Genomic DNA, 23,322 nt, shown 5'->3' with positions numbered 1-23,322 from the left:
TTGAAATTTGTGGTATTTTGAAAATGTATTGAAAATATCTTATAAGTAGGGATGTATATTATGACAGAGAAAATAGCAGTGTTGGGTGCAGGTTCGTGGGGCAGTGTTCTTGCGAGCGTGTTAATTGAAAATGGTCATGACGTTACGCTTTATACAAATGTAGCAGAGCAGGCTGCTGAGCTTAATGAAAAGCATACAAATGAACGATACATGCCGGGATTTAAGTATTCTGACAAACTTTACACAACGACCGACTTAGAAGAAGCTGTTGACGGCGCTGATGCGATCTTATTTGTCGTTCCGACTAAGGTCACACGTCTTGTCGCAAAACAACTAAAAGAAGTTTTGGCTAAATTGAATCAACGGCCACTTGTGATCCATGCTAGCAAAGGTCTTGAGATCGGAACACATAAGCGGATCTCAGAGATCATCCATGAAGAGTTGACGGATCGCTACTGTTCTAACATCGCTGTTTTATCTGGTCCGAGCCATGCTGAAGAAGTGGCGAAAAAAGATATCACGTTGATCACAGCTGCTAGTGCCGATGAAAAAGCAGCGAAAAAAGTGCAAGATCTCTTTACAAACGATTATCTTCGGATCTACACTAACGATGATGTCGTTGGGGTCGAAACTGGCGCAGCTTTTAAAAACGTGATCGCGATCGGAGCCGGGATCTTACATGGTTTAGGATATGGTGATGATGCCAAAGCAGCTTTGATCACGCGCGGGTTAGCTGAAGTTGCACGTTTAGGAATGGCCTATGGTGCTAGTCCATTGACTTTTATGGGTCTTTCTGGTGTGGGTGATATGATCGTTACATGTACTTCAGTGCACTCACGAAATTGGCGCTGTGGTGAACAACTAGGGCAAGGCAAACCGCTTGACCAAGTGATCGAAGATATGGGAATGGTCATTGAAGGGATCAATACTGCGAAAGCTGCTTATGATCTTTCTCGTGATGAACATATCGAGATGCCGATCACAGAAGCGATCTATAACGTCCTCTACAATAAAGCAGATATTAAAGAAGAGATCGGTAGCTTGATGACTCGCGATAGTAAGTCAGAAGTTATCGGAAAACGTAAATCGTAGACTAAAAAGTGCTTGAGTCAAGGCTCAAGCACTTTTTTTATTGAAAATAAGCCATTTACTGAAAAAATAATTTAAGATCCCACAGACGATCTGATCGAGTAATTTAGCTAGATCTTTATATAATAAGAAAACTTGGACGCCTAAAAACATTAACCCAAGATCTAGTAAAAATGAGAGAAAGCGAATATGTAAAAAGGCGATCAATTCGCGTAGAGTTTGTTCAAGTGAATGGTGTTTAGTCTCAAAAACTAAATATTTATTTGTGATAAAAGTAAAGAGAAGTGCGATGAGATAGGCGATGATATTAGCTAAAAGATAATTTAGGCCTTTTTGTTCTAGTTGGTGAAATAAAATGATATTTAAAGCCCCTGCTAGTGTGCCAAAAAGAGTGTAGGAAAAGAAGTTTTGATAGCGTTGATAAAAACTTTTCAAACTAAAGACCTCGACTTCTTTGATTTTGTTGTAAAACAACGTTAACAATTATATTAAAGTCGCTTTATTTTATCAAGTTGAATGAGGTTTCCAGTTGACGCTCTCAAAGCAATTTTGTACTATGAGAGTTAGTTCAATATTTTTTAAATCAGTGTTTTTTAGGTTTTATAGGTGAAAAGAAAATGGCAAAAATCGAAATAAAATATATTACAAAAGGAGTTTCTTTATTAGTCGACAAAAAAGATCGGCGCCCAAATGAAACAAATGAAAAATTGTGGGAACTACGTGGGATCGATTTAAAAGTCAACGATGGAGAAGCGATCGGGTTGATCGGTGATAATGGTTCTGGCAAAGATATTTTGTTAAAGATCATCGGCGGAAAAGATAAGCAAACAACAGGCTTCATCACTACAAAAAATAAAATAACATATGTTGCGTTAGATACTTTAGATGAGAGTAAGACTGGGTTAGAGAATATTCGCCAAGCGATCACAAATGCAAAAGTAGATAACTTCAAAGGAGATCATCTTACTAACGGGATCATTGATTTCTCAGAGATCGGAGAATGGATCTATCGACCAGTCAGTGATTATTCTGCTGGGATGACAGCGCGTTTAGCTGTCAGTATCGCGTTATTTATTGAACCAGAATTAGTCTTGCTAGATGAAGTTTTATCACCACTTGATCGTAATTTTTATTTTAAAGTCGTCCAAAAGATCCAAGAGTTAAAAGATGCTGGAATTTCGTTTATGATCGCCGAAGTTCGACCAGTGATCATCGAAACGCTTTGTGAACAGACCGCTTGGTTACAGTTTGGACTTTTACAAGATTTTGGTGCTACGACTGAGGTGGTGCGCCAATATGAGTATGCGTGTGATTGGTTCATCAATCTATCATTACCAGAGAAAAATGAATACTTAGCTGAAAAGCAACGTGATCAAGTGCGCTTTGATGTCAATAAGATCTATGAAATTTTCAAAAGTGAACAATTTAAACATGGATATACTCGCAAAGACGAACCGCGGATGCGTAAAGCATTTTTTGTTGACCGAGGCGATGATCCTGTTAGTTTAGATAAAGGGAAAGAAACAGTCCTAGAAAAGAAGAAAAAAGGTCCACTTTTGGCGGCGATCTTACTTATTTTAGTGCTATTATTGGGTGGAGCTTATTGGTATCAAAGTGAAAGACAACAAACACTTAGTCAAGCTGATAAAGTCAGTTCAAGTCAGGCTAAGGCGAGTTCAGCAGCTAAAGTTTCCAATAGTATCAGTCAAAGTAAAGCTTTGAGTGCTAAGGAAGCAAGTGAAAGTCAAGCTGCAAGTAAAAGTATTAGCGAAAGTCAAGCTTCAGAGAGTGCTAAAAAAGCTTCTGAAGCAAGTGAAAAAAGTAAGCAAGCTTCAGAAAGTGCAAAAAAAGCAAGTAGCGAAAGCCAAGCTAAATTAGATTCTGAGCGGGCTAACACACAAACGATCAATGTGGCAGATGGTGATACGCTTGAGTCATTAGCAGCTAAATATGCGACAACTGTGGAAAAGATCCAAGAGTTGAATAACCTTGGATCGAGTACTGAATTGACAGCTGGTGAAACTTTATATGTACCAAAATAGGGGGAATTTTAATGGAAGATCCCGATGTGAATTTTCTATGGGGCGTCTTGAGCTTTATTGCTCTGATCTTTTTTAGTTTAAATACAGTAAGTAAATTTGCTTTGAATTTTGAAAAAAGCGAGTTTAGTGAGTTAAGTGCTAAGCGCGCATTGACTTTTGCTCAATTTACCTGGGCTTTAGTGTTTTACAGCGGTTTAAATGGATCTTTTGTTTTTAAAGATCCGTTAAAAATATGTTTGAGCTTAGTTGGTAGTTGTCTAGGACTTTATTTGTGGCAGGCTTTATTGGCCCAGATGCTGACTGAGAAAAATCATAGGTGCTATTTGCAACGTACACGCTGGCTCAAGACAAGTGCACAGTTTATCTTTAGACCGCTTTTGCTGCTCGAAGACCAGCTCAATGCTCAAGCAGCTAAGGCTGGTGCGCCAGAAGATGAATTATTGGATACATTAGTGACAACATTTGAAGAACAGCGGAGCGAAGGCGCACTTGATCCGGATAAGTATGAAATGATCAGTGGGGTCTTATCTTTACACGATAAAGCGGCCCGCGAGGTCATGGTCCCACGAACAGATGCATTTATGATCGATATCACAAATGATAACGATCGTAACATCGATAGTATTTTGGAAATGGATTATTCGCGGATCCCCGTATATCATGAAGATAAGGATAATATCGTCGGGCTCGTGCATCTTAAAAATGTTTTGAAATATGCTCGTCGCTATGGCTTTGAGCGGTTAACGATCCGTCAAGTCATGCGCCCGGCATTCTTTGTCCCTGAAACGATGCCGATCGATGAATTGTTATATCAAATGAAAAAAACGCAAAATCAGATGGCGATCTTGTTAGATGAGTACGGTGGTGTCGTGGGTTTGACGACTTTAGAAGATCTTTTAGAAGAGATCGTCGGTGAGATCGATGATGAGTCAGATGAACCAGACAAACTCGTCAAAAAAGTCGATCATAAAACGTATCTTGTCCAAGGAAAGATGACGCTAAATGAATTCAATGATGAATTTGGCACAGACCTTTCGATAAATGATGTCGATACGATCGCAGGCTATATCATCGCTAAAACAGGAAAGATCCCTGATGACGGTGAAGTTTTAACAGTTAAAGTCGATGAGACATTGACGCTAAAAACCAAAGAGATCGTAGATGATGCTCGGATCACGCAAGTTCTTGCGTGTTTTACTGCAACAGAAGAATAAGCTTGAGGTCGGTCTAGCACTTAGTGTTGAAACCGGCCTTTTTTTCAAGTAAGATAATATTTGATATTTAAAATATACTGTGAGGTCAATATGAATAAAGAAGAATTAAAGGAAGCAGTCGCTAAACGTCGCACGTTTGCGATCATTTCTCACCCTGATGCCGGGAAGACAACGATCACAGAACAATTGCTCTTGTTTGGGGGCGTTGTCCGACAAGCAGGAACTGTTAAAGCTAAAAAAAGTGGAAATTTTGCTAAATCTGACTGGATGGAGATCGAAAAAAAGCGTGGGATCTCAGTTACAAGTTCAGTGATGCAATTTGATTATGCAGGCAAACGAGTCAATATTTTAGATACTCCGGGGCACGAAGATTTTTCCGAAGATACGTATCGAACATTGATGGCGGTCGATTCAGCCGTGATGGTCATTGACTCAGCTAAAGGGATCGAGCCACAGACAAAGAAACTCTTCCAGATCTGTAAGATGCGGGGGATCCCGATCTTTACTTTCATCAATAAGCTCGACCGTGATGGACGTGAACCACTTGAATTAACAGCTGAATTAGAAGAAGTTTTAGGGATCGATGCTTATGCGATGAACTGGCCGATCGGGATGGGGAAAGGTCTTAAAGGGATCTATGACATTTACAATAACCGGATCGAACTTTACCGTAGCGAAGATCAAGGTCAACAATTTTTAGAGCTCGATGAAACAGGTGAGATCAAAGGTGATGATCCCCTCAAAGAAGATAGCATTTACCAACAAGTTTTAGAAGAAGTCGAACTTGTCAAAGATGCTGGTAATGAATTTGATGCCGAAAAGATCGCAAATGGACAATTGACGCCAGTCTTCTTTGGCTCGGCGTTGACTAATTTTGGGGTCAAGACCTTTTTAGATGCTTATTTAGAATTTGCGCCTGCACCAAGTGCGCATAAGACGCAAAGTGGTGAAGAGATCGCACCTGATGATCCAAAATTCTCAGGCTTTATCTTTAAGATCCAAGCGAATATGAATCCAAATCACCGCGACCGGATCGCTTTTGTCCGGATCTGTTCTGGTGAATTTGACCGAGGGATGGATGTCTTTTTAGAACGCAGTGGCAAGAAGATCCGCTTATCAAATTCAACGCAATTTATGGCTGATTCACGTGAAACAGTTGAAACAGCGGTTGCAGGGGATATCATCGGGCTATATGATACAGGTAATTTCCAGATCGGAGATACGATCTATACAGGGAAAAAACCGTTAGCTTTTGAAAAATTACCACAATTTACGCCTGAACTCTTTGCCCGCGTGACCGCTAAAAATGTGATGAAACAAAAGTCGTTCCATAAAGGTGTCCAACAACTAGTTCAAGAAGGAGCCGTCCAACTTTATCAAAGCTATAGCACAGGCGATTACATCTTAGGTGCAGTTGGACAACTTCAATTTGAAGTCTTCCAATTCCGGATGGCCAATGAATATAATTCAGAAGTCGTGCTGACGCCGATGGGCAATAAGATCGCCCGCTGGATCGAACCAGAACAATTAGATGAAAAGATGTCAAGTTCGCGGAACTTACTTGTAAAAGATCGTTTTGGTGCGCCACTCTTCTTATTTGAAAATCAATTTGCCGAACGGTGGTTCATGGACAAATATCCAGACGTTAAACTGACAGCTAAACTATAAAAAAATGCTAGCAACTTTTTAAAGTTTGCTAGCATTTTTAGTTTTATCACGGATCAAGGTCTAAATACTCTCGGATCGTCCAACCAAGACCATTGACTTCAAACCACAGCATTCCATCGATCCTGATCCGACCAGTTAAATTGACGATCTGTCCGTCTGAGATCGTGCCGATCTTTTGCCCAAACGGTTTATCATATAAGACTAACTGACCTTCAGGAATAAAGTCGATCATGGCATTATGCTGTAAGGTGATCGTGTTGGGTAGTTTGAGGTCAGAAGCAGGTGGTTTTAAAGTAGTTGGTTTCTTATCAAGAAGTTCCATCGCTTCAATGTCATATTTGACCCAAAGATTACCTCCGAGGCAATACCAACGTTGCTCGTTATCAGTCGTGATCGTTTCAAATGTTTGCCAAACAGTTCCTGGGGCTAAAACGACTTCTGTCAAATGCCCATCAGGCGCATCTAGACTTTGGACGGCAGTCTTGAATCTGAGATAACGTGGTGTATATTCGACCTCTTTCCAAACGTCACGCCGATAAAAATATGTTACGACTTGCTGATCATATGTGAAGATCCCACTAGTCAAGCCCCGAGCACGCAAAAGCGTATAGTTTCTGATCGCTGGGGCAGAAAGGGTAAAGGATTCACCGACTTTACCTTTGACAAAAGTTGGTTTTTGCAAAAAATGGCGGTCATCGATATCTTGGCAAAAGATCCAAATATTACCAGCATCTTTTTTGCGGTACGTAAATGTGATCGCGGCGTAAGGTAAAACAAAATCGCGGGTAAAGCCATCGACGCGGATAAAATTATAACCATCAAAATCTTTAAAAGTGAATTTGATCGGTTCATGGCGCTTACCAGAAATGATCTGGGGGGAAGCTAAAAACTTTTGATCTTCATCTTGATAGATGAGGATCACAGTTGAATCTTGTGAAGTGGCTTTTTTGCGTAAAGTTGTCGTTTGTTTGACTTTTTCTTCTAAGATCGGAGTCGTTTGTTTTTTTAAAGGCTCAGGTGCGATATCTTCTTTAGCTGGCGCGATTTTTTCGCGTGGAAGAGCAGCTGGTCTGATCAGCCCAACTGGATCAAAGGGGGCGATAGAACTGCGCTTAGCATAACGTGAGCGTGGTGATGTTTTTTTATGTTTTGATTTAGGTCTATGTGCCAACTCTGCTCGCCTACTATATCATGTGAATAAATAAAAGAAATATAGCTTTTCCTTTCCTAGTTTTATTACTACCAGCATCGCGCGCACAAAATAAAAGAGGCTAACTCTGATAGTGCAGGAAAATGATGCTGATCATCATTTTCTAGACTCTAACCTAAAAGTTTAGGTGTTACTCAAAGGGATGGTGACTAAGGTCATGTTAAAACATATCGGATTTCACATTTTTTTCTTTTATCCAAATATGCTCAAAAAAGAAGAATTATTCACTGATCCCTTTACTATATCACGTCAATTATACCGTATCTCAAAAATGATTGCACAAAATTATGTCGTAATTTTTGAGATAACGAAAAAAAAGCCACTCACTTTCCTTTTTTGAAAGCAAGTGACTTCGATCAGTGGTCTACGACTATTTCAACAGCTTTTTCACCACGCGTTACAGTTGCTTGGGATGCTTTATCTTTTAATAATTTTTCTTTGACAAGGTCTACCTCTTTATTTGTGATCGGTCGTAGTTTATTTGTAATCACGATCTGTGAAAAGGCGTGTTTCTTTTTATAGACGACTTTTGAATTCCCAAGCGTATAGACTTTGATGAAATGCGCGGGTGATTCGATCAATTCGCGGTGGATCATCCGCGAATAACTATTAGTTACGTCTATTAGTTGCATCATAATCAATTTCCCCCTTTGCAAATGTTTGTCGACTAAAGTCAACAAAGTTCTTCTCCAATACTAATTATAAACTATCATTTAGTAATAATAAAAAGAAAAAAACTGAAATAGCTAAAAAATTATTGAGATGATTATTTGAAAAATTTGCCTTATGAAAAGTAAAGATCAGTGTAGGGTGAATGGTATCTTAAATTATAAATATATAATTTATAGATCGTTGATGTTTCTAAGTAAAAATAAGTTGCGTACGCTGTTTTGGTGTTGTAAAATGCGGATATACATAAAATAAATTTGATTATAATTAAAATATTAAAGTTATTCTAATTGTGTAGTAGGGGGAAATATGAGACGGGCTTTAGTTCAAAGTTTTGCTTGGCGCTATAAATTAAAGCAACGTAGTGATCTGCGCTGGTTGTTTTATGGATACCTTCTTTGTTTGGGCTTGATCGGAGTGAGTTTGGCTTTTAGTGTAACTTTATTTACTAAGCTCTATGCTAAAAGTCTTGTAACTTTAGGAATAACATATATCTTGTTAGGTTATGAACTGCAGCTGGTCCAGAGAATGACCATCCGGATGCCACTGATATATCGTCAGAATTATCGGAGCTATTTTAAATACCGTTTTTTAGAGTATTGATATTTGATCCGCTATTAGCGAGCTATTTTGTGTTTATAGGTAGCTACTGTATTTGGGGCTTACTTACACCAGACACAGCATATTTTTGGGAATTTTATTTAGTTACAGGGGCTTATTCTTTAGTTTTGGTAGCCGTAACAGTATCTTTTAAACGTTATTGTTTAAAGCTTTGTGCCTACGTGTTTATCGCAGGTAGCTTATATTTGCAGTTTGTCAGTCCTAAAAATTTGACGTTTATCCGCTGTTTAGCGTTTGTGGCTTTACTTGTCGCGATATATCTGATCTTTGACAAAGATGAGATGGACGTTGGAGAAAAAGCTTTAAAAAAGATGCCCACTTTGAGCTTGGCTTTTATCACAAGTACATTTTGAGATAAAACTTTAGATAAATTATTTGAGTTTATTTTAGTGCTCATATATATCTGGTTAACGGATAAATTTAAAATGATTAATAGTGTCTTACCACTTGTCGCCCTATATTTCTTATTTGAATGTTTGCTTTATTTGCAGCTCTTATTTACTAAAGATACAAATTTTTGTGCCCGTGCGCTATTTTTACAAGGAAGTAAGCACAAATGGTTAAAGCTATTTTATGGAAATGTCATGTATCAAACGCTACATTGCATTGTTTTACTTGGGATCACAGTATTCATTTTAGTCTGTTATAAAGTTTTTTACATGCGACAACTTATTTTAGTTTTAACTTATCTAGTAGGACTTTTGAGTTACGCTACTTATCTCGAAAAAGATATCAGCGTTCTAAAAAAGAAGCGTCCGTATTTTTGGGAAGAGTATCTACTTTTAGTTCTAGTTTCGTTATTAGGGTTTGTCAGTTGATATAAAAAGGAGGGGCAACATATGATCAGGTTGGAAAATGTTTCAAAACAACTTAAAGATTTCAGTTTCACACACGTCAATTATGAATTTTCAGATCGGCTCTATCAACTTAATGGGGAAAATGGTAGTGGCAAGTCAGTTTTATTAAAAATTATTGCTGGATTCGATCGTAAGGTAACAGGTCAAGTACAAAATAGTTATGCCAAACGGCCACTCTTATTTTTGACTGATGTTGGGATCGGCTTGCCGTATTTAGATCTAAGAGATAATATCGAGCTTAGTGCCCAGATCTTAGGGGTCAATTTAAATGAAGAGAATTTTTTACCTCTATTTAGAGAAGAAAAATATCTAGAAACTTTATACGCGCAAAGTTCACTTGGAAATCAAAATAAGGTGGGGCTATCCTTGCTGTTTTCTGAAACGCAATATAGCCTGATCGTTTTGGATGAAACTTTAAATGGGATCGATCGTGAAAGTGTTGCACTTATTTTAGAACAATTATGTATTTTACAGGAAAAGAAATGCTGTCCGATCATCGTAGTTTCGCATGCGCTTACCTTAAAAGAGGCTCTTCAAGTTGATATTCACGACATCTTAGGGAGGAAAAAGCATGGCTGAAGAAAAATTAAATCTATGGTATAAACTCATAATCTTTACAAGTGTTCCCTTCACGCAGCTCGTATCGTATTTTATGTTGCTCACAGTTCGCCCCCAAAAAGAGCTTCTTTATGTGCAGAACAAACTTGCGCTGAGTTCACTCCAGTTTTTGATCTTCCAGATCTTGCTCGTTTTACTCTATTCAGTTATTTCTTTTGGAGTGATCTATTTAGTTTGTAGCCTAGTATTGAAACTTTCAAAAAAAGGCAATAATGAAGCATTATTTATTGCGCTATCTTTGGCACTTAGCTTGGCTAATACCGCTGACTTGTTAGCGCTAGACCTTTTTCAAATGACTTTTGTCTGGTCGCCGATCTTAGTTCAAGTTGGAGTTGGGACCTTTAGCTATTATGAACTTTCAGCGCGTGATCGCCGAGGTAGTATTTTTTTATTTTTAGTGATGGTGCTTTTTGGAGTTGGGACCTTATTTTTTAATATGTAAAAGGGTCTGTGACATAAGTAGTTTTTCATATTATATAATAAAAACTACCGCTAGATCATTATTATTCATTGTTACTTTACATTGCAAAGTCTTAAAAACTAGTATTTTCAGAATAAAGAAAGACATCTTCCAAATTCCGAATGTTGGAATTTGAAGATGTCTTTTTACTTATGTCACGTTTTCTTTAGTTATTTTAAGCGTTGATCACGATCTGACCATCGACTAAAGTAGCATTGAAATTTGTTTCTTTTGGATGATCTAAATAATAGTCAGCTACCCGGTCTTCGATCTCTTCTTGGATCGTCCGACGTAGAGGACGAGCACCCATTTTTGGATCATAACCGAGTTCGACGAGTTTTTCGATCACTTCATCACTGACGTGAAGTGACATGCCATTGTCGACAAGTGTTTGATCGACTTTGGCTAACATCAATTTGACGATCTGACTGAGATCGGCTTTTGTCAAAGCGTTGAACTCGATGATATCGTCAAAACGGTTCAAGAATTCTGGTTTGAAGTAGTTAGTCAGTTTGTCTAAGATCTGAGAGTTTGTTTTTTCATTACCAGCCCCAAAGCCGACACTTGCGATCGGATCGCCTGAACCAGCATTACTTGTCATGATGATGAGCGTATCTTTAAAGCTGACTGTCTTACCTTGTGAATCAGTCAAACGCCCGTCGTCTAAGATCTGTAAGAACATGTGCATGACATCGGGATGCGCTTTTTCGATCTCATCAAGCAAGATCAAACTATATGGATGACGCCGAACTTGTTCGGTGAGTTGCCCAGCTTCTTCGTAACCGACATATCCAGGAGGTGAACCGATCAATTTAGAGACTGAGAATTTTTCCATGTACTCACTCATATCAAAGCGGATCATCGCATCTGTTGTTCCAAAGAGTTCAAGGGCTAATTGTTTCGCAGCTTCAGTTTTTCCGACCCCAGTTGGGCCAACAAATAAGAACGAACCGATCGGACGCCCAGTCTTATTGAACCCGATCCGGTTGCGACGGATCGCTTTAGCGGTTCGTTCGACCGCTAGATCTTGGCCGATCACATTTTCTTTGAGCGTCTGCTCTAAAGTGCGCAATTGTTGTTGCTCTTTTTCTTTGAGCTCACCAACTGGGATCTTGGTCATCTCTTCGACGATCTGTTCCATGTCTTTGCCAGTCACAGTTGGAGCTTCACCATTTTGCTCGTTGTTAGCTAAATGTTCTTTGAATTTGACAGCTTGATCACGGAAGAAGGCTGCTTTTTCATAATCTTCGGCGTCGAGCGCGCGTTGTTTATTCAATTCAGCATCAGCAAGTTTTTCTTGCAACTCGCTTGGATCAAAAGGTCGTAAAGTGAGATTTTTCCGCGAACCAGCTTCATCTAATAAGTCGATCGCTTTATCGGGAAGATAACGATCTTGGATGTAGCGTGTTGAAAGCGTAACGGCGCTTTGGAGAGCTTCATCGCTATATTTGACTTGGTGATATTTTTCGTATTTATCGCGGATCCCATGTAAGATCGCAAGTGCTTCTTTACTTGAAGGTTCCGCCACTTGAACTGGTTGTAAGCGTCGGGCTAAAGCGGCGTCTTTTTCGATCGTGCGGAATTCATTTAAAGTCGTCGCTCCGACTAATTGGAATTCGCCTCGAGCTAAAGCGGGTTTCAAGACGTTACCAGCATCCATGCCACCTTCAGCGTTCCCAGCGCCAACGATCTCATGGATCTCATCGATAAAGAGGATGATATCTTGTTTTTGTTTCAGATCATCCATCAGCTGTTGCATACGCTCTTCGAATTGACCCCGGATCCCAGTACCTTGTACTAAGGAGACGACATCCAAACGGATCACTTTTTTGTTTTGAAGTTTTTGGGGAACGTCGCCGTCAACGATCTTTTGCGCTAAGCCTTCCACGACAGCTGTTTTTCCGACCCCAGCTTCCCCAGTCAAAACGGGGTTATTTTTTGTGCGCCGATTTAAGATCTCGATCACGCGGGCGATCTCTTTGTCACGGCCGATGACAGGATCGATATTACCGTTTCGCGCTTCGTTGGTGAGATCGAGTCCATATTTGTCTAAAATATTACCGTCTGCTCCAGCCGGTTTTGGCTGAGCAGCTCGTTTTGCTTCCATATTTCTTTGATTTTCTTGATTGAAATTACGCAAGAGATCGCCAAAAGGATCGTATCCAAATGGATCTTGCATCATATTATTTAAACGTTCATTACTATTAGAACGAGCTTTCAAGTCGCGGTAACAGTTTTGACAAAGATCGACCGCAGTTCTTGTACCGTTGATATTAGCAGTTAAATGCAGTGTTGCCGGATTTTGATGGCAGTTTTGACATAACAAAGTCAGACACGACCTTTCTATAGATAGTTTTGGGCAAGTGTCAAAAAAAGTTTGACCAACTTTGACCTTTATGGCTCTATTATACAAATTTTTTAAAGAAGTGCAAGTAAAAAAATCAAGCTAAATATGATAATATCTTGTACAGGGGGTAAAGTGAAAATGGCAAAAGATTATCAAAAGCTACTTGAAGAATTACACACTGGTCAGATCGAGGAATTTGAGATCGATACGGATGAGTTTATGGAGTTTCAAAAAATTTTAATGAATTTTAACTACCGCAAAAATGTCGTTGGTACAGCTAAGCGAGGCGGGGGTGCACGTTATCACTACGAACGCTCGGAATAACAAAGCCTAAAAATATTTTTAAATATTACTGAGGTGGGCGCTTGTCTTGTTAAATAATTCATGGTATTATTTTTTATAGCAAGTGAAGCGCTTTTAGGTTCTCGCTAATGTAAGCGAATTACTACGCATGAGAACGGCTTATTTTCATAAGTTGTAGAACTTCACAAACTTATTTATATTTAAAGGAGCATGATCCACAATGGAAAAAAAAGAATTTCACGTAATCGCAGAAACAGGTATCCACGCACGCCCAGCTACACTTTTAGTTCAAGCTGCAAGCAAATTCAACTCTGATATCACATTAGAATATCAAGGAAAATCAGTTAACTTGAAGTCCATCATGGGTGTTATGTCATTAGGTGTTGGTCAAAACGCTGATGTCGTTATCACAGCTGATGGTGCTGATGAAGCTGAAGCTATCGCAGCTATTACAGAAACAATGTCTAAGGAAGGACTTGCTGAATAATGACGAAAATGTTGAAAGGGATCGCAGCAAGCGATGGGATCGCAGCTGCTAAGGCATATATGCTCGTTCAACCCGATCTTTCATTTTCTGAAAAAAGCATTGATGATCCTGCAGCTGAGATCAAACGTCTAGATGATGCAGTTGAAGCATCAAAAGGCGAACTTGAAGCCATCAAAGCTAAAGCGGCTCAAAACTTAGGTGCTGAAGAAGCGGAAGTTTTTGAAGCGCACTTAACGATCTTAGCTGACCCAGAAATGCTTGGTCAGATCAAAGACAAGATCCAAAATGAAAAAGTTAATGCCGAAGCGGCTCTAAAGAGCGTAACGGATATGTTCATCTCAATGTTTGAAAGCATGACTGATAATGCTTATATGCAAGAACGTGCTGGTGACATTCGTGATGTGACAAAACGTGTGATGAGTCATTTATTAGGAGTCACTCTACCTAACCCAGCTTTGATCGATGAAGAAGTCGTGATCGTTGCTCATGATCTGACACCTTCAGATACAGCTCAGTTAGACCGTAACTTCGTTAAAGGCTTCATTACCGATATCGGTGGGCGAACATCGCACTCTGCGATCATGTCGCGGACACTTGAGATCCCAGCTGTTGTAGGTTCTGGTTCTGCAACAACTGAGATCGCCGAAGGGCAAATGGTCATCATTGATGGGATCGAAGGCGATGCGATCGTTGATCCTAGTGCTGACCAATTAGCTCAATATGAACAAAAAGCAGCTGATTTCAAAGCTCAAAAAGAAGAATGGAAACAATTAAAAGATGCTAAATCTGTTTCAAAAGACGGCAAAGAAGTTCTTTTAGGTGCAAATATCGGGACACCAAAAGATGTTGTCGGTGCGGTCGAAAACGGCGCTGAAGCAGTGGGACTTTTCCGCTCTGAGTTCTTATACATGGATGCAAGTGAGCTTCCATCTGAAGATGAACAATTTGAAGCTTATAAAGAAGCTGTTGAAGGTATGAATGGCAAGCAAGTCGTTGTTCGGACGATGGATATTGGTGGAGATAAAGATCTGCCATATTTACCATTACCAGAAGAAGAAAATCCATTCTTAGGTTATCGTGCGATCCGGATCTCGCTTGATCGTCAAGATATCTTTAGAACGCAATTACGTGCGCTTTTACGTGCTTCACACTACGGCCGTCTAGCGATCATGTTCCCAATGATCGCGACCGTCAAAGAATTCAAAGATGCTAAGGCGATCTTTGAAGAAGAAAAAGCAAACTTGATCGCGGCTGGTGTACCAGTTTCAGACGATATTGAAGTCGGAATGATGATGGAGATCCCAGCTGCTGCAATGATCGCTGATAAGTTGGCTAAGTATGCTGATTTCTTCAGTATTGGTACAAATGACTTGATCCAATACTCGATGGCGGCTGATCGTGGTAACGAACGCGTTTCTTACTTGTACCAACCATACAATCCATCGATCCTTCGCTTGATCAAGAACATCATTGATGCTTCACATAAAGAAGGTAAATGGACTGGTATGTGTGGTGAAATGGCTGGAGACCAAGTGGCAGTACCACTTTTGCTTGGCTTAGGGCTAGATGAATTTTCAATGAGTGCTACTTCGATCTTGAAGACAAGAAGTTTATTAAAGAAACTCGATGCTAACAAGATGAAAGAATTAGCAACTAAAGCAGTTGAAGATTGTGAAACAACTGAAGAAGTCGTTGCTTTAGTGGAAGAATACACAAAATAACGACATAGACGTTGGCAAAAAGAGGCTAGAGTTTTTTCTAGCCTCTTTTTGTTTTATTGGTGAAATGGCAAATCAGGTGGTTTTAAAAATAATTTTTGGTAAAATATTAAGAATAGCTATGTTTTTTACTGCTAAAAGGTAGAACATTGCAAAGGAATTATCAAAAACATATAATTAAAACTGATAAACTAATTAAGGAGGATGCTTGTGAATATCGGCATATTTACAGATACGTACTATCCCCAGGTCAGCGGTGTGGCGACCTCGATAGCAACACTAAGGGCACAGCTCGAACGTAAAGGCCACACGGTATATATTTTTACAACGACTGATCCTGAAGTGGAAAAAAATGTTTATGAACGAAATATTTTCCGTTTTGCTAGTATTCCGTTTATTTCATTTACCGATAGACGCATTGCAGTTCGAGGGTTATTTCACTCCTATCAAGTTGCAAAAGAATTGAATTTAGATATCGTGCATACACAAACAGAGTTTTCGATGGGATTGATCGGGAAATTTGTAGCTAAGGCTTTAAAGATACCGTGTGTGCATACTTATCACACGATGTATGAAGATTATTTACATTATGTTGCAAAAGGAAAACTTTTAAAACCAGTCCATGTTCGTTTGATGACGTGTTCATTTTGTGAAAAAATGAGCGGGATCGTTGCTCCAAGTGAACGTGTTTTGACGACACTTGAAAATTATGGCGTCAAAGAACCAATCACAGTCATTCCGACTGGAGTAGACTTAACGCGTTTTCAAGCGCAAACATCAGCCTCAAATAGCATTCGGCAAAAATATCAGATCGCAGCTGATACGCCTCTATTACTGACATTGAGTCGGCTAGCTTTTGAAAAAGATATCGATAAATTGATCACAGCTTTTAAGACTATCAGAGAAAAGGTCACAGGTGTCAAGCTTTTGATCGTTGGTGATGGACCTGCGCGTGAGAGTTTAGAAGCACAGGTCAAAGAATTGGGACTGACGACAGATGTTATTTTTACGGGCGAGATCGAAAATAAATATGTCGGTGAGTTTTACCGTGCGGCAGATCTGTTTGTTTCGACTTCTATTTCGGAATCACAAGGTTTGACGTATATCGAAGCGCTAGCTGCTGGAACGAGGGTCATTGCGTATAAGAGCCCCTATACAGAGAAGTTGTTAGATGATCCAGCTTTAGGAGCGGTTTTTGAAACGGATGAAGAATTTATCGAAAAAACGGGCGCATATTTATCAGCGCCTGTCTCAAAAGGATATTCTGAAGTTTTAGAGCAAAAGTTAAGTGAGGTCTCGGCTGATAACTTTGGAGAACGGATCATTGAATTTTATGAGCAAAGCAGGAGTCAATATCTTAAGATGAGCCGTTCAAACCATTCTAAAGAACTCAGTTGAAATATTAAAGGAAGTGGGAAGTAAGTCAAATGCTAAACGTTCACATGTATTCATCTGCGACAAAGGTCAAAGGTCAAGGTGTGGGAAGTGCGTATACTGAGCTGATCAAGTTATTGAATAAGTACTATCCTGAACAATTAAAGATCACTGTTAATCAAAAAGGACGCGCTGATATCAGCCATTACCATACGATCGATCTAAATTTTTTCTTTTCGACTTTTTCAAAGAAAAGAGGGAAAAAGATCGGTTATGTTCATTTTTTGCCTGAAACGTTAGAGGGAAGTTTGAAGCTCCCATGGCTTGCGCGAAAGATCCTTTATCGTTATGTGATCGCTTTTTACAAGCGGATGGATGCATTAGTCGTTGTTAATCCGACTTTTATTCCTAAACTAGAAGCCTACGGGATCGCACGTGAAAAGATCACGTATATCCCTAACTTTGTATCTAAAGAAGAGTTTTATCCACTTTCGCAAACACAAAAAGCACAATTGCGCAAACAACAAGGCCTTAAGGAAGATGACTTTGTTGTTTTAGGGGTCGGTCAAGTTCAAGAACGAAAAGGTGTTTTTGATTTCATCGAATTGGCTAAGGCAAATCCAGAATTACGATTCATCTGGGTCGGAGGTTTTTCTTTTGGAGTGATCACTGATGGATATGCCGAATTAAAAAAAGTGATCGCTGATCCGCCTGAAAATTTAAGTTTTCCTGGGATCGTTGAACGCACAGCGATGAATGAATACTATAATTTAGCTGATGTTTTTTTGTTGCCTTCGTACAATGAACTTTTTCCGATGAGTGTTTTGGAAGCATTTAGTTGCGAGACTCCAGTTGTTTTACGAGAACTAGATCTCTATCAAGGTGTGATCTCAGGTTATTACGCTGGTTGTAAAGATCGGATCGCAATGGAAAAGACACTGTTGACTTTGAAAACAGATCAAACAAAATTGGTTGATCTGACACAAAAAGCTAAAGCTGCTGCTGAATTTTACTCTGAAGATCGTTTAGCAAAGATCTGGCTTGAATACTATCAAAAACAAGTGGGGAAATAAAATATGTCTAAAAAAAATAAGTTTGCGCTTGCGACGATGATATTGATCGGGATCGGGATCTTTTTTTATTCGATCCGCGACATCTCATATCGTACGATCTTGGGAGAATTAGCTCACTTACATTATGGGTGGTTAGCAGTAGCGCTTATTTGTATGTTGTTGTCGGTTTTATGTGAAGGTTTTGTTGTTAAGATCTTGTTAAAAAGACAATTCCCAACATATTCACTAAAAGATGCGCTTCGGATCCCGTTGATCGAAGCTTTGTTCAACGGGATCACACCTTTTTCTTCTGGAGGGCAACCAGCACAACTCTTTGCTTTGCTCCAATCAGGTGTAGATGCAGGGCGGGCAACTTCGATCTTATTGATGAAATTTGTCGTTTATCAGTCGATGATCGTTTTGAACTTCATCGTCTGTCTTTTTTTAGGATTTCATCTGATCGCTGATAAATTACATGTGATGGGCTTTTTGTTGATCTTTGGTTTTTTGATCCATTTAGCTGTGATCTTGGGCCTTTTACTTGTGATGTATTGGTATGATTTTACTAAAAAGGCGCTCAATCTTTGTTTGAAGCCGTTCAAAAGGTTTATATCGCGTGAAAGATATGCGCGGATCGAAACATTGGTCAATGAAAAGATCGATACTTTTTATCTTGAAAGTTTGGAGCTTAAGTCAAATTATCGGCTGTTATTCAAAGTGAGTCTAGTGACTTTAGTGCAACTGTTTTTCTACTACATCATTCCGTACTTTATTTTATTAGCCTTGCACGTTGATCACGCTAGTATTTTGTTAGTGATGACTTTACATGTGTTGATCGTGATGGTCATCTCTTTGTTCCCGATCCCTGGTGGGGCTGGTGGAGCTGAGTATAGCTTTTCTTTGATTTTTTCAACTTTTGTCAATAGTGGGAGCAAACTCGTTTTAGCGATGATCATTTGGCGCGTGATCACTTATTACTTAGCTATGTTTGGGGGCATGGTCGCTTTAGTGATCACACCACAAAAATATAATAAAAATATTTAGTTCAAACATTGGATGATAATTCTGTTTTTGAATTGTTTCATCATATCTGGTGTGTTAGTATATAATTTGCTAAGATATATCAAATGATGGGTCAGATAGCCCATTTAATGAAGAGGAGAAACATACCTATGGAAAATTCACAACTTGTTGCAATTATCGAAAGATTAGATGCGATGACCAAAGTCGAAGGAAACGAAGTGCAATCTCGTCGTTTTGAACGTGATGGCCAAGAACGTGGCTTTGTGACATACGATCCAGCAACTAATACTTTCGAATTAGAAGAATTAGCAACACAACAAAAATTCGATTTTGATGATATTGATCTAGCAGCGATGGAGATCTATGACCTTTTAAATGATTAAACTTAATTTAAGTTTCATATAAGAGGTTTTCTTTTTTTAGAAGATTATCTATAATTTGACGCAGAGACAATTAAATATCAAAATTGGAGGCAATTAGATGCGTTCAGTACTAAGGAAAGTTCGTGACGGACTTAATACACGCACTGGTTTTTTTGTGCTAACATTGGTACTATTTTGGATCAAGACTTATGCTGTTTATGTAAACAAGTTCAGTCTAGGGATCACAAACAGCGCCCAAAAATTACTACTGATCTTAAATCCACTGCCACTAGGGATCTTGCTCTTGGGGATCGCCCTTTATTTTAGAGGGAAAAAGTCCTATTGGATCATGATGATCATGGATCTATTAGCATCTCTTTGGTTATTTGCTAATATTCTATATTATCGTGAATTCTCAGACTTCTTGTCCTTAGGGATCATCAAGTCATCTGGTTCAGTCTCAAATAACCTAACTTTGAGTATTGGTGAGATCTTGCATGCTAGCGATCTATTAGTCTTTTTAGACGTGATCGTGCTTGTTTTATTGTTAGCATTTAAGATCATCAAGATCGACAAGCGTCCAGTCAAATATCGTTATCCACTTGGGATAACAGGGCTTGCTTGTGCTTTGTTTGCAGTCAATCTAGGTCTGGCTGAAAAAGATCGTCCACAATTATTGACGAGAACTTTTGATAATAACTATATCGTCAAATACTTAGGACTGAACTTTTATGCTGGCTATAATGCTTACCAAACACATAAACAAAGTGCGACACGAGCAAGTGCAAGTAGTAGTGACCTTGATCAAGTTCTTAAATTCATTAAGGAAAACAAGACCGAAGTCAATCCAGAGTACTATGGTAAAGCCAAAGGGAAAAATGTTTTTGTTTTCCATCTGGAAAGTTTCCAACAGTTTATGATCAACTATAAAGTAAATGGTAAAGAGGTCACACCAAATATCAATAAGTTCTATAGTGATCAAAATACATTGTCGTTTGATAATTTTTATCACCAAGTTGGGCAGGGAAAGACTTCTGATGCTGAGACGATGTTAGAGAACTCACTTTATGGTCTTCCGTCTGGTTCGGTCATGACATCTTATGGGACAAGTAATACCTTCCAAGCGATGCCTGCGATCCTAGACCAACAAGGTTATACGACAGCAGCTTTTCACGGAGATGTTGGTAGTTTTTGGAATCGTGATAATACTTATAAATCATGGGGGTATCAATATTTCTTCAGTGAAGACTACTATAAAAACAAGACAAACTATAGCATTGGCTATGGCCTAAAAGATAAATTGTTTTTACAACAATCTGTTAAATATATTGAACAATTACCTCAACCGTTCTATGCTAAGTTGATCACAGTGACGAATCATTATCCGTATGAGCTAGATAAACAAAACCAAACGATCGAAAAAACGACGACTGGAGATAGTACGGTCGATGGATATGTTCAAACAGCGAAATACTTAGATGATGCTTTTGGTGAATTTATTGCTTATTTGCAAAAAGCAGGCTTATATGATAATTCGATGATCGTGATGTATGGTGATCATTATGGGATCTCAAATAACCATAAGAAGGCGATCGCCCAATTATTAGGTAAGGAAAGTGTAAATAGCTATGATCTTGCACAATTCCAAAAAGTACCGTTTATGATCCATATGGATGGCTTAAAGGGTGGGATCGATCACACTTATGGTGGTGAGATCGATGTAATGCCGACATTATTAGATCTATTAGGTATCAAAAATACAGACACGATCCAACTTGGAAATGATCTTTTGGCTAAAGATCGAAATCAAACCGTTGCCTTTAGAAATGGTGACTTTGTTTCGCCAACATTTACGAAGATCGGAAGTACGATCTATAATGATAAAGGTGAAAATGTTACAGACAAATTGACGGCAGAACAAAAGCAAGAGGTAAAAGCTCAAACAGCTTTTGTTGATGAGCAGCTATCACTTTCAGATAAGATCGTTACTGGCGACCTTTTACGTTTCTATACACCATCAGACTTTAAGAAAGTCGATAAAACACAATACAACTACAAGTATAGTGATGTTATGAAACAACTCAAGGAAACGCAAAAAAAGACACCGACAAGTGTCTTGATGAAAAATAATGGCAAGTCAACGCAAGATCTATATACAACAGATGCGCCAGAATTAAAATAAAGTGGTCGATGACCTCTGAGCGAATAGTAGTGTGCTCAGAGGTCATTTTTAGATGGTAAAATGCAGTTGGAACAGTGATCAACTACTAATAGAGTGTAGAAATTAATATTCTTTTTGATGATATGACACCTATTGTAGATGAGAAAATAAAAAAATTTACTTTTTTTGAAAAAATTATTGACGATAGTTATAAAAGCTTGTTATACTATAAAAGTTGCTGATACAGAGCAGTTATCAAAAATATAATTAAAAGATGTTGACATTGAGTTTGATCACATGATATTATATTTAAGCTGACTTGTTACAGCATAACAAATAAATTATTTTCTTATTGACAAGAGTTAATGCTTTTGATAAGATAAATAAGTCGTCTGAAAAAACTTCTTAAAAATATTTTAAAAAGTTTTTGACAGACAATTGATGATATGATATAATGATTATGTTGATTGTATCTATCAAGTAGATCTTTGAAAACTGAACAAAGTTTCGATAAGCAAATGTGCAGGGTCTCTTATCTAAGAGATAAGAGCAAATAAACATTTTGCGAAGTCAATTCGCTAGTAAAAATAAAGAGTCACAAACTTTAAATTGAGAGTTTGATCCTGGCTCAGGATGAACGCTGGCGGCGTGCCTAATACATGCAAGTTGAACGAAACTTCTTTATCACCGAGTGCTTGCACTCACCGATAAAGAGTTGAGTGGCGAACGGGTGAGTAACACGTGGGCAATCTGCCCGAAAGAGGGGGATAACACTTGGAAACAGGTGCTAATACCGCATAACCATGAACACCGCATGGTGTTTATGTGAAAGGTGGTTTCGGCTACCGCTTTCGGATGGGCCCGCGGCGCATTAGCTAGTTGGTGGGGTAAAGGCTTACCAAGGCAATGATGCGTAGCCGAACTGAGAGGTTGATCGGCCACATTGGGACTGAGACACGGCCCAAACTCCTACGGGAGGCAGCAGTAGGGAATCTTCCACAATGGGCGAAAGCCTGATGGAGCAACGCCGCGTGGGTGAAGAAGGTCTTCGGATTGTAAAACCCTGTTGTCAGAGAAGAAAGTGCATGAGAGTAACTGTTCATGTTTCGACGGTATCTGACCAGAAAGCCACGGCTAACTACGTGCCAGCAGCCGCGGTAATACGTAGGTGGCAAGCGTTATCCGGATTTATTGGGCGTAAAGGGAACGCAGGCGGTCTTTTAAGTCTGATGTGAAAGCCTTCGGCTTAACCGGAGTAGTGCATTGGAAACTGGGAGACTTGAGTGCAGAAGAGGAGAGTGGAACTCCATGTGTAGCGGTGAAATGCGTAGATATATGGAAGAACACCAGTGGCGAAAGCGGCTCTCTGGTCTGTAACTGACGCTGAGGTTCGAAAGCGTGGGTAGCAAACAGGATTAGATACCCTGGTAGTCCACGCCGTAAACGATGAATGCTAAGTGTTGGAGGGTTTCCGCCCTTCAGTGCTGCAGTTAACACAATAAGCATTCCGCCTGGGGAGTACGACCGCAAGGTTGAAACTCAAAGGAATTGACGGGGGCCCGCACAAGCGGTGGAGCATGTGGTTTAATTCGAAGCAACGCGAAGAACCTTACCAGGTCTTGACATCTTCTGACAATCCTAGAGATAGGACTTTTTCTTCGGAAACAGAATGACAGGTGGTGCATGGTTGTCGTCAGCTCGTGTCGTGAGATGTTGGGTTAAGTCCCGCAACGAGCGCAACCCTTGTTGTTAGTTGCCAGCATTTAGTTGGGCACTCTAGCAAGACTGCCGGTGACAAACCGGAGGAAGGTGGGGATGACGTCAAATCATCATGCCCCTTATGACCTGGGCTACACACGTGCTACAATGGACGGTACAACGAGTCGCAAGACCGCGAGGTTTAGCAAATCTCTTAAAGCCGTTCTCAGTTCGGATTGTAGGCTGCAACTCGCCTACATGAAGTCGGAATCGCTAGTAATCGCGGATCAGCATGCCGCGGTGAATACGTTCCCGGGCCTTGTACACACCGCCCGTCACACCATGAGAG

General features: G+C 39.4%; 21 protein-coding genes and 1 rRNA gene (1 of these 22 running past the window's edge). 18 read left to right on the top strand and 4 right to left on the bottom strand.

The window, feature by feature from the left end; translation table 11 throughout:
* Positions 1-60 precede the first annotated feature (60 nt).
* The gene (locus tag QFX10_RS01215) at positions 61-1,092 is read left to right on the top strand and encodes an NAD(P)H-dependent glycerol-3-phosphate dehydrogenase (RefSeq protein ID WP_280606432.1); all 1,032 of its coding nucleotides are present in this window, start codon (positions 61-63) and stop codon (positions 1,090-1,092) included.
* A 24-nt stretch (positions 1,093-1,116) separates the two neighbouring features.
* Here the strand turns inward: QFX10_RS01215 and QFX10_RS01210 are convergent, their stop codons facing one another.
* The gene (locus QFX10_RS01210) at positions 1,117-1,524 is read right to left on the bottom strand and encodes a GtrA family protein (RefSeq protein WP_280606431.1); all 408 of its coding nucleotides are present in this window, start codon (positions 1,522-1,524) and stop codon (positions 1,117-1,119) included.
* Positions 1,525-1,706: 182 nt separating this feature from the next.
* On the opposite strand from QFX10_RS01210, the gene QFX10_RS01205 reads away from it, so the two are divergent.
* From QFX10_RS01205 to QFX10_RS01195, 3 genes are all read left to right on the top strand, one after another.
* Positions 1,707-3,131 carry an ATP-binding cassette domain-containing protein gene (locus QFX10_RS01205; protein WP_280606430.1) on the top strand — a complete coding sequence of 475 codons (1,425 nt, stop codon included), beginning with the start codon at positions 1,707-1,709 and terminating at the stop codon, positions 3,129-3,131.
* Between the two features lie 11 nt (positions 3,132-3,142).
* A complete protein-coding gene (locus QFX10_RS01200; RefSeq protein ID WP_280606429.1) occupies positions 3,143-4,345 on the top strand; it encodes a hemolysin family protein in 1,203 nt (400 codons plus the stop codon).
* 90 nt (positions 4,346-4,435) lie between these two features.
* Positions 4,436-6,013 carry a peptide chain release factor 3 gene (locus QFX10_RS01195; protein WP_280606428.1) on the top strand — a complete coding sequence of 526 codons (1,578 nt, stop codon included), beginning with the start codon at positions 4,436-4,438 and terminating at the stop codon, positions 6,011-6,013.
* Between the two features lie 46 nt (positions 6,014-6,059).
* Here the strand turns inward: QFX10_RS01195 and QFX10_RS01190 are convergent, their stop codons facing one another.
* Positions 6,060-7,184 carry a MucBP domain-containing protein gene (locus tag QFX10_RS01190; RefSeq protein WP_280606427.1) on the bottom strand — a complete coding sequence of 375 codons (1,125 nt, stop codon included), beginning with the start codon at positions 7,182-7,184 and terminating at the stop codon, positions 6,060-6,062.
* Positions 7,185-7,579: 395 nt separating this feature from the next.
* A complete protein-coding gene (locus tag QFX10_RS01185; protein ID WP_280607214.1) occupies positions 7,580-7,855 on the bottom strand; it encodes a DUF1827 family protein in 276 nt (91 codons plus the stop codon).
* A 346-nt stretch (positions 7,856-8,201) separates the two neighbouring features.
* Between QFX10_RS01185 and QFX10_RS01180 the strand changes: the two genes are divergently transcribed.
* The 5 genes from QFX10_RS01180 to QFX10_RS01160 all read left to right on the top strand — a co-directional run bounded on the left by QFX10_RS01180 (position 8,202) and on the right by QFX10_RS01160 (position 10,430).
* Positions 8,202-8,495, top strand: a complete 294-nt coding sequence (locus tag QFX10_RS01180) for a hypothetical protein (RefSeq protein ID WP_280606426.1) — start codon at positions 8,202-8,204, stop codon at positions 8,493-8,495.
* A 29-nt stretch (positions 8,496-8,524) separates the two neighbouring features.
* Positions 8,525-8,866, top strand: coding sequence for a hypothetical protein (locus tag QFX10_RS01175; RefSeq protein WP_280606425.1), 342 nt, complete (start codon positions 8,525-8,527; stop codon positions 8,864-8,866).
* A 72-nt stretch (positions 8,867-8,938) separates the two neighbouring features.
* Complete coding sequence (locus tag QFX10_RS01170; RefSeq protein WP_280606424.1) at positions 8,939-9,331, top strand: hypothetical protein; 393 nt, start codon at positions 8,939-8,941, stop codon at positions 9,329-9,331.
* Positions 9,332-9,352: 21 nt separating this feature from the next.
* Positions 9,353-9,949, top strand: coding sequence for an ATP-binding cassette domain-containing protein (locus QFX10_RS01165; protein WP_280606423.1), 597 nt, complete (start codon positions 9,353-9,355; stop codon positions 9,947-9,949).
* Positions 9,942-10,430, top strand: a complete 489-nt coding sequence (locus QFX10_RS01160; RefSeq protein WP_280606422.1) for a hypothetical protein — start codon at positions 9,942-9,944, stop codon at positions 10,428-10,430. The genes QFX10_RS01165 and QFX10_RS01160 overlap by 8 nt, the downstream gene beginning before the upstream one ends.
* A gap of 193 nt (positions 10,431-10,623) precedes the next feature.
* Here QFX10_RS01160 and QFX10_RS01155 read toward each other — a convergent pair whose 3' ends face one another.
* On the bottom strand, positions 10,624-12,774 hold the full coding sequence (locus QFX10_RS01155) for an ATP-dependent Clp protease ATP-binding subunit (RefSeq protein ID WP_280606421.1): 2,151 nt from the start codon (positions 12,772-12,774) through the stop codon (positions 10,624-10,626).
* Between the two features lie 159 nt (positions 12,775-12,933).
* Here QFX10_RS01155 and ykzS point away from each other — a divergent pair, with 159 nt between their 5' ends.
* From ykzS to QFX10_RS01110, 9 genes are all read left to right on the top strand, one after another.
* Entirely contained in the window at positions 12,934-13,119 is a 186-nt protein-coding gene (ykzS, locus tag QFX10_RS01150; RefSeq protein ID WP_280606420.1) for a protein YkzS, read from the top strand.
* A 199-nt stretch (positions 13,120-13,318) separates the two neighbouring features.
* Positions 13,319-13,585: a phosphocarrier protein HPr gene (locus QFX10_RS01145; protein ID WP_280606419.1), complete on the top strand. Its 267-nt coding sequence runs from the start codon at positions 13,319-13,321 to the stop codon at positions 13,583-13,585.
* Positions 13,585-15,306 (top strand): phosphoenolpyruvate--protein phosphotransferase, encoded by a 1,722-nt coding sequence (ptsP, locus tag QFX10_RS01140; protein WP_280606418.1) that lies wholly within the window; start codon positions 13,585-13,587, stop codon positions 15,304-15,306. Before QFX10_RS01145 ends, ptsP begins: the two co-directional genes overlap by 1 nt.
* Positions 15,307-15,513: 207 nt before the next feature.
* Positions 15,514-16,701, top strand: coding sequence for a glycosyltransferase family 4 protein (locus QFX10_RS01135; protein ID WP_280606417.1), 1,188 nt, complete (start codon positions 15,514-15,516; stop codon positions 16,699-16,701).
* Positions 16,702-16,730: 29 nt separating this feature from the next.
* Complete coding sequence (locus tag QFX10_RS01130) at positions 16,731-17,750, top strand: glycosyltransferase family 4 protein (RefSeq protein ID WP_280606416.1); 1,020 nt, start codon at positions 16,731-16,733, stop codon at positions 17,748-17,750.
* Positions 17,751-17,753: 3 nt separating this feature from the next.
* Complete coding sequence (locus QFX10_RS01125) at positions 17,754-18,773, top strand: lysylphosphatidylglycerol synthase transmembrane domain-containing protein (RefSeq protein ID WP_280606415.1); 1,020 nt, start codon at positions 17,754-17,756, stop codon at positions 18,771-18,773.
* 128 nt (positions 18,774-18,901) lie between these two features.
* Complete coding sequence (locus QFX10_RS01120) at positions 18,902-19,135, top strand: YkuJ family protein (protein ID WP_280606414.1); 234 nt, start codon at positions 18,902-18,904, stop codon at positions 19,133-19,135.
* Positions 19,136-19,232: 97 nt separating this feature from the next.
* Positions 19,233-21,296, top strand: coding sequence for an LTA synthase family protein (locus QFX10_RS01115; RefSeq protein WP_280606413.1), 2,064 nt, complete (start codon positions 19,233-19,235; stop codon positions 21,294-21,296).
* Positions 21,297-21,880: 584 nt separating this feature from the next.
* Positions 21,881-23,322 (top strand): 16S ribosomal RNA (locus QFX10_RS01110); it runs 123 nt beyond the window's last position.

Origin of the sequence: Ligilactobacillus faecis (assembly GCF_029889745.1) — a bacterium.
Taxonomy (GTDB): Bacteria; Bacillota; Bacilli; order Lactobacillales; family Lactobacillaceae; genus Ligilactobacillus; species Ligilactobacillus faecis.
This window is presented reverse-complemented; position numbering and strand designations above follow the sequence as displayed.

Coding starts and splice junctions, on each gene's coding strand:
- QFX10_RS01160 (WP_280606422.1), top strand. CDS start 9,942: ATGGCTGAAGAAAAATTAAATCTATGGTATAAACTCATAATCTTTACA.
- QFX10_RS01115 (WP_280606413.1), top strand. CDS start 19,233: ATGCGTTCAGTACTAAGGAAAGTTCGTGACGGACTTAATACACGCACT.
- QFX10_RS01165 (WP_280606423.1), top strand. CDS start 9,353: ATGATCAGGTTGGAAAATGTTTCAAAACAACTTAAAGATTTCAGTTTC.
- QFX10_RS01215 (WP_280606432.1), top strand. CDS start 61: ATGACAGAGAAAATAGCAGTGTTGGGTGCAGGTTCGTGGGGCAGTGTT.
- ykzS (WP_280606420.1), top strand. CDS start 12,934: ATGGCAAAAGATTATCAAAAGCTACTTGAAGAATTACACACTGGTCAG.
- QFX10_RS01180 (WP_280606426.1), top strand. CDS start 8,202: ATGAGACGGGCTTTAGTTCAAAGTTTTGCTTGGCGCTATAAATTAAAG.
- QFX10_RS01205 (WP_280606430.1), top strand. CDS start 1,707: ATGGCAAAAATCGAAATAAAATATATTACAAAAGGAGTTTCTTTATTA.
- QFX10_RS01185 (WP_280607214.1), bottom strand. CDS start 7,855: ATGCAACTAATAGACGTAACTAATAGTTATTCGCGGATGATCCACCGC.
- QFX10_RS01145 (WP_280606419.1), top strand. CDS start 13,319: ATGGAAAAAAAAGAATTTCACGTAATCGCAGAAACAGGTATCCACGCA.
- QFX10_RS01130 (WP_280606416.1), top strand. CDS start 16,731: ATGCTAAACGTTCACATGTATTCATCTGCGACAAAGGTCAAAGGTCAA.
- QFX10_RS01170 (WP_280606424.1), top strand. CDS start 8,939: ATGATTAATAGTGTCTTACCACTTGTCGCCCTATATTTCTTATTTGAA.
- QFX10_RS01120 (WP_280606414.1), top strand. CDS start 18,902: ATGGAAAATTCACAACTTGTTGCAATTATCGAAAGATTAGATGCGATG.
- QFX10_RS01195 (WP_280606428.1), top strand. CDS start 4,436: ATGAATAAAGAAGAATTAAAGGAAGCAGTCGCTAAACGTCGCACGTTT.
- ptsP (WP_280606418.1), top strand. CDS start 13,585: ATGACGAAAATGTTGAAAGGGATCGCAGCAAGCGATGGGATCGCAGCT.
- QFX10_RS01200 (WP_280606429.1), top strand. CDS start 3,143: ATGGAAGATCCCGATGTGAATTTTCTATGGGGCGTCTTGAGCTTTATT.
- QFX10_RS01125 (WP_280606415.1), top strand. CDS start 17,754: ATGTCTAAAAAAAATAAGTTTGCGCTTGCGACGATGATATTGATCGGG.